We start from the raw sequence: 12,165 nt of genomic DNA, 5'->3' as shown, positions 1-12,165 counted from the left end.
GCGGTTAAAAAACACTTCACGTGAAAAACAACATCAACTTTACCGTTATTGAAAACGGAACACTAATTCCCATTACAACGCGTCATGGCAGCTATCCCAATCTCATGTATTTACTCAAAGAAGAATTACAGTTGGAAAGTTTTGGCGAATGTGGTGGTGTGGGTAGATGTGCAACCTGTGTAGTAAAAACAAGCGGAATTACAGGGAATTCAGCACTAAAAGAACGTAATGAACCCGCCACCTTATCCAAATTAGGTTTTGAAGAAGCAAACATCCGCCTTTCGTGCCAAATCTATATCACCACTGATTTGAATGATGTAGAGATTAGTATTTTGGAAGTGTAATTACTCACAGACTAAGAAAAAATAACCGCAAATTCGCAAATTATTTTCAAGCCTTACTTAGTCTTTAAAAAAGAAATTTGCGAATTTGCGGTAAAAAAATAAAAAATAATTCGTGAATTCGTGGCTTTTAAAAACACAAAAAAAGCCACAATATCTGTTGCAGCTTTCTTTTATTTCTCTCTTTTCAGTATGCTTCAACAAACTCAGCTTGATTGTTGCGTGAGTTACTTGATGAGATTCCTCCTTCGTCGGAATGACAAACTGCTTATTATCTTCTTTTTACATAATCCAATTGTTCATCCTGGTCGATAATTTCAAATTCGGCATCTTTTTCCCAAATTTCCATCTCACAAGGTTTACAGTTGAATTTCAGTTTGTATTCCGTTTCACCGTGTTTTAAGGTTAGCGGTTCTTTTACTTTTTCTCCCATAGTATCACGCTGGAAACGGGCACATTTACCCAACTCGTATTTCACGCAATATTTGGTCGTCATCACACGTGCTTTTCCGGGATCCCATTGTAATTCAAATGCTTTTTCGATCTCGGTTACGCCGTGTCTTTTATAAAAAGCTCTGGCTAGTTTATTCGAAACATTAAAAGTAAAATCCAATTTTTCGGTTGGATACGGAATATCATTTTTGGTAATTTGGAATTCTTCTCTGTGGTATTCGTTGATTCGAATATCAATCAATTGTTCCAAAGCAATTCTTCGTACTTCATTCACTTTCGAAATAGGTAAGAACCAATTCTTAGTAAATTCTACTTCGATATCATCAACAATAAAAGGTGTATTTCCTGTTTTTGCCAGATTTTTTGTGATATTCGGGATTACCGATTCTTCGCTTTTTGCCAGCTCTTTTTCAGTAACCAAATTCGATACACTTCGGTGTCCGTCTTCATCTACAACAGTTAATTGGAAACCTTCCTCCGTTTCTGAAAAACGCAGACTCACTCCAATTTTTCTAACCGCAGCGTTTTCTTTTTCTACAATTCGATTAAATTCTGCATCCGAATTTCGATAAATAACAGTTCCTACAGCAATATTTTTAAAGGTATTTGGCACCACAATATCATTCACAATAATATTGATTTGGACTCCATCGGCAATGCCTTCTTCATTGATAAAAAACAAACCATCACCATTATTGAGCTTATCATGATTTTCAATCACATAACCATTGGCTTTAATTTCAGTTACTTTACCAATATACTGTCCTTGAGATTTTGGACTTTCCCAGTTTCCTATTTTTTCTTTTCGTTGGTTTACAAAATAATCCGTGTAGCCTCTATTGAAACTTCTGTCCATTTCCGGTTCGAAATTATAAAAGGTTCTTCCCGAAGAAGCTTTTTGGAAACTTTCATTATTTTCTAAAAAAGCATCTAATTTCTTTCTTAAAAACGAAGTATTATTTTTTACGTAAACAATATCTTTTAAACGACCTTCGATTTTAAACGAAGTAATTCCCGCCTCAATCAAGTTGGGTAATTGGTCACTTAAATCCAAATCTTTTATTGAAAGCAAATGACTTTCGGTCAATAAAGTGGTTCCGTTACCATCAATCAAATTGTACGGCAAACGACAGTTTTGGGCACAAGAACCACGATTAGCGCTGCGTTCTCCACCCGCGATACTCATGTAGCAATTACCGCTAAAAGACACACAAAGCGCCCCGGAAACGAAGAATTCCAATTCCACATCAGTTGCTGCGGCAATGTCTCTCACCTGATCTAAATTCAGCTCTCTGGCCAGAACCACGCGTTGCATCCCAACATCTTTCAGGAATTTTACGTGTTGTGGCTCACGATTATTAGCCTGAGTACTAGCGTGAATGACAATTGGAGGTAAATCCATTTCCATAATCGCCATATCCTGCACGATTAGCGCATCGACACCAATATCGTATAATTGATAGATTAATTTTTTACAAGCGTCTAATTCGTTGTCGTACAAAATGGTATTAATCACCACAAAAACCTGCGCCTTGAACAAATGAGCATATTTCACCATTTCGGCAATATCTTCAACTGAATTGGTGGCATTAGTACGCGCTCCAAAAAGCGGAGCACCAATATACACAGCATCTGCACCCGCATTAATAGCCGCAATTCCCTGAACCAAATTTTTAGCCGGAGCAAGAATTTCTACTTTCTTTTTCATATAATCATTGCTATAATTCCAAATTTTCTGGAATCAGAGTGCAAAAGTATAAAATACTTCTCAAAAAATCAGGGTTTTAGTGGGATTAAGATTTAAATAGATTGAAAAACAGCTATTTATAAAACTCATAAACACCTAGTATGTCCTTCCGAGGAACGAGGAATCTCCGTTATGTGAGTCACTTGATGAGATTCCTCGTTCCTCGGAAGGACAAGATTGTGGAATATTTACGGTATTTTATTTACAAATCAAATTATTCTATATATTTAACCTCTAACAATTTATCTCCAATAAATGAAAAAGTTATTCTTTATACTCTTTCTCTTCTCTATCTCAATTTCTTTTGGACAATCGACAAAAGCAGAAGTTATCGTATGTGGTTGCAAAGGAGATCCAAAATATAGAGATGAAAATACAATTTACTCATTCGGAATTGTAGATGTAAAACCAGAAATACTGGGATGGGTGAAAAAAGAACAATTTATAAAAGATAATTTCAGAACACCAATAGTAAATGGAGAAAAAATATTTGGAAAAATATATGTCACATTTGTAATAGAAAAAGACGGAACTATATCAAATATAAATATACTTAGAGATGTTGGTCATGGCACAGGAGATGAAGCTAAAAGAGTTCTAGAAAATATGCCAAGATGGAATCCTGCAAAAATAGGTGATAAAATTGTAAGATGTAATTATGCTATGCCAATTACAATTCCCTGAACAAAAAAAGCACGAATAAAATCCGTGCTTTTAAAAACTAAATATTTCGAAAAAATTATTCTACTTTAATATTCACAGTACCTAAGCTGATATTCCCTGCTGTCGTAGCTTCTAGTGTTATGTTTTCTGCTTTTTTATTCGATTGCAAAATCACTACACATTTTCCATTGTATAATTTGCGGTAATCGGCTTTAAAAGGTTCTAAACTGGCTTGGTAACCATTGTCCACACCCACAATTTTAGCTCCTCCAGAAACTTTAAAATTAATTAGATTATCAGCTGTTGGAAGTGGATTTCCGTCTTTATCCAGCAAAGAAACTGTGATGTAAGCCAAATCATAGCCATCGTTTTTAATGCTCGTTTTATCCGACTTTAAATCAATTTTAGCAGCTTCGCCAGCGGTATGAATTTCGGTTTCCTTCACTATTTTGCCAGCTTTTCGTGATATTGCTTTCAAAGTTCCTGCTTCAAAAGGTACTTTCCAGGCAATATGCAATTCGTCACCTTTTTTAGCTTTCGAACCTAAAGATTTTCCGTTTAGGAATAATTCTACTTCATCAGCATGGTTATAATACGCCCAAACATCGATAAGTTTACCTTGTGTCCAGTTCCAGTGTGGTAATAAATGCAACACATCTTTTTCGCTCCATTCGCTTTGGTACATATAATACACATCTTTAGGCAAACCGGCCAAATCCACGATTCCAAAATAGGAACTACGTGCAGGATACGGATACGGATCAGGTTCGCCAATGTAATCAAATCCCGTCCAGACAAAAGTTCCCGCTATAAAATCATATTTTTTAGCTGCTTTCCAGTTTTCCTCATGCGTTGTTCCCCAAAATGAAGCAATATTATCAAAAGCTGTAACAGTCCAATCGGCGTTTCCATCAAAATCTTCACCGTATTTTTTAGGCCACATTCTTATCGAATCCGTTGGCATATCATAATGACCACGGGTTTGCAAAGCAGAAACACTCTCCGAAGCAATTATTTTTTGTCCTTTGAAACGCTCGGGAAAAGTCCCGTAATCGGTATGCTTGTAATTAAATCCTAAAAGATCTAAAGCACCCGACTGATAGATGAAATTTTTCTCAGGAACATTCTCAGTCAAAGCCGAAGTTACAGGTCTTGTTTTGTCTAAAGATTTTACAATTTGTGCCAGTTCTTTCGTAATCGAAATTCCGGTACTGTCAAATTGTTCCCGAATTTCATTCCCAATACTCCACATCATTACCGATGGATGATTGCGATCACGCTTGATAAAATCTTCCAAATCACGTTTGTACCATTCGTCCCAGTATTTGTTGTAATCATGGGTTACTTTCTTCTTTTTCCAAACATCAAAAACCTCATCCTGAACGATAAAACCCATTTCGTCACACAACTGTAACATTTCTAATGAAGGCGGATTATGAGCCATTCTGACAGCATTCACACCCATTTCTTTCATGATGGTTAATTTTCTTTTGATAGCATGATAATTTGCAACCGCTCCTAAAGCACCGTTATCGTGATGAAGGCAAACCCCGTAGATTTTCATTGGGACACCATTTAAAGAGAATCCTTTTTCGGCATCGAAAGCAAAATATCTAAATCCAAGTGGGGTTTCATAATCATCTACCAGAGTTGATTTTTCATAGATTTTTGTGACTACTTTATACAAATTCGGGTTTTTAGTATCCCATAATTTTGGATTTTGAACTTCAAATTTTTGTCCTTTTTCTAAAAGTGCATTGGCTCCAATTTGTTCCGTAGCTTCTAATCGTGCCACCGAACGATTATTGGCATCCAAAATATCGGTTATTACCTTAAATTCTTTTTGCAAATCCGAATCATTTTGAATGCTAACTGTATAATCTACAGTCGCTTTTTCAGCAGAAACTTTCGGTGTGGTCACGACAGTTCCCCAATGCGCCACGTGCAATTTATTAGTAGTTACTAAACGTACATTTCTGTAAATCCCGGAACCGGTGTACCATCTCGAGCTGGGTTGTGCATCGTTATCCACTTTTACAGCAATGTGATTTTTTTGGTTTCCAAAGTTCAAATATTTCGTCAAATCATACGAAAAAGAAATATATCCAAACGGGCGTTTTCCTAAATAATGACCGTTGATCCAGACTTCGCTATTGCAAAAAACACCATCAAATTCGATAGCAATGCTTTTATTTTTAGCCGATTCCGGCAAAGTAAAACTTTTGCGATACCAGCCTATTCCCGCTGGCAATGCACCTTGTTTGGGTTTTGTTGGATAATCTTTGCTAAATGTACCTTCGATACTCCAATCGTGCGGCAAATCTAATGTTCGCCAATCATTCGCATCAAAATCAGCCTGTATTGCCGTAGGATGATCGCCCAATTTAAAATTCCAATCCGGATTAAAATCGGCTATAATTCGACTCTCTTTTTTTGTTGATGCACAAGCCACTAAAAACAACAAAACAGCCGCTGTTCCTATTTTTCGTAAAACACTTTTATGTTCTTTTACCATTTTATTATTTTTTTATACTATTTGTAATTGCGAGGAACGTAGGCGCCATCACAGTTGTTGCTCTCGTTATGAGATTGCTTCGTTCCTCGCAATGACTATTACTGAAACTCAAAAGACTCCAAACGCAATCCTTTCATATTATCCGATTCAATTCTGATTTTGTATTTTCCGGCATTAATATAACCTCCCGAAGTGGTATTTAAAATCTTCCATTTCTCTGTTGGTGCCGGGAATTCGATTTCATCATTTCGCAATAAAATACCATACGCATCTTCGATAATCAATTTTACTTTTATTGGTTCCATATTCAGATTCATGTATCTAAAACGCATCAAATAGATATTAGCAACACCGGGATTGACTTCAAATTCAATGCTGTTGGGTGTGTTTTTAGCAAATTCCACATAATCGGCTGATTTAAAATTCCCTTTTACAGTTCCGCCTCCTTTTATTGCAGCTGTTTCTGCCTCCAGTTTTAACGAAGGTCTGTCATCTTTCACTTTCCCCAAATCAGAACTTGGCACTACTACAATCGAATTAGCATTATTTTCGAAAGTTACTTTTTCTGCTTTTTTCACTTCTTTTTCGAAAATACTAAAAACAACTCCGTTGCTGTTTTTTGCCGTTGCTTCCGATTTTTTATAATCTGCAAGCCAAGGCAAAGTCGTTTTGATATTCGAATCTACCAATACGGAAACGGTAGCATCTTCTTTCGAAACAAAAGATCCTGAATGATTATTTTCTTTCGAAAAACGGATATAATCGGCAGCATATAAATTAGTCGGTAATTGCGTAAATGTTACATCTGAATTTGAATATTGTTTTGAATTGAGTTGCAACCAGGAAGCAATTTCGAACTCGCCATGAGTAGCAACATCCAGAATATTCTTTGGCGAAGGAGCAGCTGCTTTCACCGATTTGTCTTTGGAAGCAATCGCAATTGCCGAGATTATTCCTTCTCCCGAGGTTACTTTTGGAAAATCAATTACTAATTTTCCGTTTTTACTTTTCACAGTGACCGTTTTTTTCACTGCTTTAGAAAAACCAACTTCGTTCCAAATATCAAAATCCTTTAAAACCACCTGACCATTAATTGCAACATCAAAAACACGCCAGTCCTTGCAATCCAGTCCTCCGCCGGTTCCGTACCAAGGTTCTGAGAAATACAATTCGACTTCATACTCACCATCGGGAACAGGAAATTCATATTTTAACTTATCCATTCCGTAACGGAAATTTTGAAATAAGGCATCATTCTGAGTTCCGTCAACAAGGTCAAAAGTAGCACGCTGACTTGCAAAATAAGCGGGTATATTTTTAAAATCATCGGTCCAGGACAAGGAACCCCAGGTATTGGCTTCCGTTTTATGAACATCAGCTAACCATTGATTTCCATCAGTATCTTTATAATCTGGTCCGCCACAATTGACACGATAAATGTAATTATAGTCGGCTTTTGACGAAACAATTTCTTCTTTGGAACTTAACGAATTTAGGTTGGGTGCTTCAGGCAAATTATGCAGCACAATATAATCCTGAGCTACTTTTTTGCCATTTACATAACCCACAGCATACAGTACATTATACTGAATATTGACTTTATTCCATTGAAAATGCTGTCCTCTACCCGGATTTTTTAATCTCCCTAAAGACTGATTATTGACATCATTAAACAATTCGACCTCATCACAATTAGAATATATGTCAATTCCGTTTTTAATTCCGGTAGATTCCCAACGATTCGGCCAGGTATGCGAAACAATATAGACCATCGGATTCGTTTTTTTCGAAACATAATTGGCTCGGTACATGTAATAGGCATCCAGCGGCTCGCCCCAAATGCTAAACAATCCTTTGTAATTTACCGGCCCTACCTGATCAATAGCTCTGAATCCTTCGGCATTTTGTTCACGTCCCGGATTTTCATGCGAAGCAAATAACCAGTTGTATTGTCCGGCAATTTTATCTTTTACAGCCTCCGCCTCACGAATTTTAATTTCCATTAACTGCGAAAAACGGTTTTCGCTCAAAATCCCTTTTTGGTCAAATTCCCCTTCGGTATGCAAATCGTGTGAACGCCAGGCACCATATTCTCCATTTAGTAATTGCGTAGTCATTTCGACATCATAATTAAACGGATCACCGCCATAGGTTCCTGACCAGTTTTGGACTACATTCCAGTCGGTTCCTTCGCCACCGTTGCAAGTCGTCACTTTTCGCTGTGCAGAAGCAGTTGGATCCATTTCGCGAATAATTGCAGTACATTCTTCGGCAAATTCCTTGGGAATCGTACTCTCGTTTTGTAATCCCCACAATACTACCGATGGATTATTACGACGTTCTTTGATCCATTCGCGCAATAAGGTTTTGAAATTTTCTTTAAACTCAGGTGTATCATACCAGATATGAGCTGAAAACTGACTCCAGAACAGAATTCCGCTTTCGTCTAATAATTCCTGATATTTCAAATTATGAGGCTGATGTGCTTCTCTAAACGAATTGAATCCGGCTGCTTTGATTTGTTCGATTCTGGCTTTGATTTGCGTATCCGAAAAAGAGTGACTCTGCCCTATTTGATGTTCGTATTCACAGGTTCCATTGATAAAAACGGGCTGATCATTGATAAAAAATCGGTTGTCATCGCCCGCTCTGTCCACTGGCCAGGAAACCCAGCGAATTCCATACGGCGTGGTAAGTTTGTCTAAAACTTTATTTCCTTCTAAAATAGTAGTCGAAAGCGTATATAAATACGGGCTTTCAGGCGACCATAATTTTGGTTTTTTGATTTGAGGTAATGTTTGCTGAATCTCCTTTGTTTCTTTCGAAAGCAAAATAGTATTCTTAACCGATGCTACTTTTTTCCCTTTCGCATCTAAAAGTGAATTAATCACCGTTAGATTTCTACCCGACAGACTGTAATTTTGGATTTCAGTTGTGGTATGTAAAATCGCCTGTTCTTTAGAAACCGTTTTGTCATTCCAGATATGAACTCCAAAAGGTTCAATTCGAACCTCATTTGTAATCACTAAAGTTACCGGTCTGAAAATCCCCATCGGTTGTGAACCTTCTGAAAATCCCCATTCGCCGGAACAACCACCACAAACCCAGGGTAAATCGGCAATAAAGGCGGGATGAGCCGCTTTGACTACAATTTTATTATCAGCATCGTACTTTACGGCATCAGTTATGTCTAAGGTAAAAGTAGTCCGGCCGCCTTTATGCTGTCCTACTTCTTTTCCGTTTACCCAAACTGTGGCATAACTGCTTACTCCTTCAAAAAACAGAAAGAGTTTTTTCCCTTTTTGCTGTTTGCCAATTTTCAAATTTTTCGAATACCAGGCTGTTCCGTGAAAATTACCGTGTTTCATTTGGCGAAAGCCATAATACTGATCCCAGTTATGCGGAACATTTACGGCTTTCCAATCCGCATCCGAATGATTCACAAAATCCTGATCTGAACCGGAATGGGAATCCACCATAGTGGTTTTCCAATCGGCATTCAGCGAAATTTCTTCACGTGTTTGCGCCAGAATTTGATCACTTTTGCAAAAAGCAAAAAAGAAAACTATCCAAAACAATATGTAATGCTTTATATTCATTTTTTAATAATACATTTAAGTGTAATTATTATTTTAAATGTCACACTGAGCCTGTCGAAGTGCTTTTTTAACGAGGTCTTCGACAAGCTCAGACTGACATTCAGTAATTTATTTTAATAAAATAACCAGTCTACGGCTTCTTTTTCATCTGCTCCAATAAAACCTACATCACGCGTTTCAATTTTTTGATTGGCATCAATAAAACCTAAAATCAATACGCGTCCTTTTCCTAAATTCAGTTCATTTTCGCCTGCTTTAAAAGTATAAGTATGGATATTAATCCTTGGTAATTCTTTTAAATTCATGGCATTCGCCAAAATTACTTCGGCTTCTCCCCTTTCATTTCCGGCAGCATTTGTTTCCAGACTTGGTGGGAATAAAAATCTTTTCTGATCAGAATTGAAATAGCCTACTACTAATTTCACCGCTTTATCATTCTTGAATTTCAGTGTAGTTCCTTCGGTATTTTGCTGGTCTTCTACCAATGAAATTCCTTTTAAATTTTTTAGTTCCGGAGCTACTTTAACCAATTCAGAAATGTCAGTTCCATACACTTTTGTGCCTTCTTTTACTGCATAAGTGTCTGCTTTTGGGCTTAACACAGTAACATTCACAGCTTTCCATGGTGTCACTGCTTTTGGCTTGATTTTTCCATTTTTAGCTTCTTTTAAAAGACTGATATTTCTTTTAAAATTAGCCAGTTCACGCTCGTAATGCGGTAACAATTCTTCCCAGGTTTTATTTTTTCCATCGTCTCCACCAATAGGAATTCGGCGTTGTGCGGTTTGCATACTATTCGCGTAGAAATAAGTGTCTTTAGTCAGTTTCACTAACTCTTCATAATATTCCAAAGCTTTTTCAAGATGCGGCACAGCTTTGTCTAAATCGGCAATATCATTCGAATAACTGTATCTCAAAACCAGTAGAGCTGCTTCTGTTTTTTCAGAAAAACATTTTGCAAAAGCATCATAACAATACACATCGTTTTTTAAGCGATTGAATTCATCTTTATCTTTAGAAACTCCCGGAGTTGCTTTGTTAATGGCTTCAACAGCTATTTTTCCGTGTTGTACAATTTCGCTGATAATTTGCGTAGGCGTTTCCCCAATATGTGCTTCATGATTCCATTCTTTTCTGGCATATTCCTGAAGCAATTCGCCCACAGGACCACAAGATTCATGGAATCCCGGATACACGCGCCATTTAGCAGGATTGACTAATTGGCTTTCGAACATTCCTAACAATAATGTTTGACGGTTTCCTTCGGTGATCCCAAAACGTCTTAAAGTTTTAGGAGCAATTTCGCCTATTTGCTCATAAGCTTCCAGAATATTTTTTGCTGTCTCAGAGTCTGTTCCATATTTTTTAGCTAATTGGGTGTCCCAATAACTTATTTCCTGAGAACGGTCTCTTTTACTGTCCCACGCATATCTTGCCCAGGCTTTGTACCAAATCCAGTCGCGATCCATTTCTAATAATCGTTCGCCTGTTTTAGTTTTATCAGCCGTATAAGGCCAGTCCCAATAGGATGCCTGTGGGTATAAATGCAAGGCATTGGCACCATGAATATTATGCATTGCTTTTACTGTTTTCTGAATAAAATCCGGAGAACCATATCTAAAAGGTTCCAAATTAGCCAGAATATGCACATTTTCGATATGAATAGAACCTAAAGAGCTCAACTGTTTGTGCGTTTCTCCCCAAGGTCCGCCCGGTGTATAAGTAGTCAGCGATTCCCCGGTGTATTTACTCATGGTATATAAATTTTTATACAAAGGCAAAGCTTTCGCCATTACTGCAGGAGCATCGGTATCATGAGAACGCAAAATAATCGGTGGTTCTTCGGTTTTTCCTAAGGCTTTCAAACCGTCCTGAACACCCGGAAGAATCGTTTTGGTAAACCAGTTCACATCATCTTCAACCGTATTCATGGCTTCTCCTAAACACACTAACAAACCCACATTCGGGTATTTTTCGATAAAGGCAGTAATTGATTTTTGAGTATAATCGGCAATTAACGGAGTGATAATACGCTCTCTTTCCTGCGTTTTAAGATTGTAATGATCAGCAAAAGGCTTGGAAAGAATGATGTTATAAAACATTTGAATCACCCAGATTCCTCTTTTATTAGCTTCTTCAGTCAGAAATTTGAAAACTTCTTCATTTTTCTTAAAAGTTTCATCGCTTACCTCAACGGCAAACGGATACTCTTTTAATTTTACCAATGAAGCAAACGGATGTCCGTTCCATAAATACAAGGAATTCATACGGTTTTCAACCATCATATCCAGGTATTTAGTCCAAAGTGCTTTGTCATAAAACCACGGAAAAGATTCCGGAGTATACGGATATTCATAAACACCGCGACCTTCCAGATAAGTCGTTTTTTGCATCCCGATGCAAGTGCCTCGCAACACCATTTCCGGACTGTCATTTTCATTAATTTCAGCTGGGAGCTTTCCGCTTTCCTTAATTTTATCAGCTATTTCTAAAGCACCATACAAAGCGCCCGAAGCATCAAAACCTTCGACAAAAATAATATTCTTTTGCGTACTGATCTGGAAACCTTCTTTCTTGGTTAATTGACTATCATCAATGTTCGCTTTTTTCGAATTTTGCTTCCAAAAATCGCTTCCTTTTTCACCAATTACGATAACTCTGTTTTTAGAATTTTTAGGTACTTTTTCCGAAAAAGTAACTGCAAACCCTTTTTGAGTGGCAATTTCAGCAATTTTTTCGGCTCCAAAATTAGCACGGGCTGCATTAGCATCCCGAACGATTGTAATATTCTGGGCTGAGGCAAAAGTTACCCATAATCCTAAAAAAAGTAAACTTAAATATTTCATT

6 protein-coding genes are annotated in these 12,165 nt (G+C 37.3%); 2 read left to right on the top strand and 4 right to left on the bottom strand.

Annotated elements, in window-relative coordinates; genetic code table 11:
- Positions 1-20: 20 nt before the first annotated feature.
- Positions 21-344, top strand: coding sequence for a 2Fe-2S iron-sulfur cluster-binding protein (locus tag BUB89_RS05590; RefSeq protein WP_073242772.1), 324 nt, complete (start codon positions 21-23; stop codon positions 342-344).
- A gap of 268 nt (positions 345-612) precedes the next feature.
- Here BUB89_RS05590 and BUB89_RS05585 read toward each other — a convergent pair whose 3' ends face one another.
- A complete protein-coding gene (locus BUB89_RS05585; protein ID WP_073242769.1) occupies positions 613-2,502 on the bottom strand; it encodes a peptidase U32 family protein in 1,890 nt (629 codons plus the stop codon).
- Positions 2,503-2,796: 294 nt separating this feature from the next.
- Here BUB89_RS05585 and BUB89_RS05580 point away from each other — a divergent pair, with 294 nt between their 5' ends.
- Entirely contained in the window at positions 2,797-3,225 is a 429-nt protein-coding gene (locus BUB89_RS05580) for an energy transducer TonB (protein WP_073242767.1), read from the top strand.
- A 55-nt stretch (positions 3,226-3,280) separates the two neighbouring features.
- On the opposite strand, the gene BUB89_RS05575 is transcribed toward BUB89_RS05580, so the two are convergent.
- The 3 genes from BUB89_RS05575 to BUB89_RS05565 all read right to left on the bottom strand — a co-directional run bounded on the left by BUB89_RS05575 (position 3,281) and on the right by BUB89_RS05565 (position 12,164).
- Positions 3,281-5,719, bottom strand: coding sequence for a glycoside hydrolase family 2 TIM barrel-domain containing protein (locus BUB89_RS05575; RefSeq protein WP_073242765.1), 2,439 nt, complete (start codon positions 5,717-5,719; stop codon positions 3,281-3,283).
- 98 nt (positions 5,720-5,817) lie between these two features.
- Positions 5,818-9,318: a malectin domain-containing carbohydrate-binding protein gene (locus BUB89_RS05570; RefSeq protein ID WP_073242763.1), complete on the bottom strand. Its 3,501-nt coding sequence runs from the start codon at positions 9,316-9,318 to the stop codon at positions 5,818-5,820.
- A gap of 113 nt (positions 9,319-9,431) precedes the next feature.
- A complete protein-coding gene (locus BUB89_RS05565; protein ID WP_073242761.1) occupies positions 9,432-12,164 on the bottom strand; it encodes an alpha-d-galacturonidase in 2,733 nt (910 codons plus the stop codon).
- Position 12,165: the final 1 nt, after the last annotated feature.

This window comes from Flavobacterium flevense, from assembly GCF_900142775.1.
GTDB classification, from domain to species: Bacteria; Bacteroidota; Bacteroidia; order Flavobacteriales; family Flavobacteriaceae; genus Flavobacterium; species Flavobacterium flevense.
The sequence above is the reverse complement of the archived record's forward strand: the minus strand, read 5'-3'. Positions and strand labels throughout refer to the sequence as shown.